The 236-nt window shown below is 45.8% G+C and carries 1 protein-coding gene; it reads left to right on the top strand.

Annotated features, from left to right (window positions below; genetic code table 11):
- Nucleotides 1-236 (top strand): hypothetical protein (locus tag AXK11_RS10255; RefSeq protein ID WP_231865827.1); only part of this gene is annotated, 236 nt, incomplete at both ends.

The following is a 236-nucleotide window of genomic DNA, read 5'->3' as shown; positions in this document are numbered from 1 at the left end:
TCCGGTGGGTCATGCCGGAGTGATTGACTTTGCGGGTGTAGGTGGCGTGACGCTATTTTTTAATGATTTAAATCTTAAAGAAGGTGACTACTTGGTGATACGGAATCTGGGGAATAATCGTATTGCAGGAGTTCATCCTTCTTGGGGTAACGCTTTCTCTAAAGAGCGAAATATCGCTATGGAGGTGGATGGAAAGTTGATGAGTATCCGTCACTATTGGCCGGGCAAGAACTGGT

Origin of the sequence: Cephaloticoccus primus, from assembly GCF_001580015.1 — a bacterium.
In the GTDB taxonomy this organism is placed as follows: domain Bacteria; phylum Verrucomicrobiota; class Verrucomicrobiia; order Opitutales; family Opitutaceae; genus Cephaloticoccus; species Cephaloticoccus primus.
This window is presented reverse-complemented; position numbering and strand designations above follow the sequence as displayed.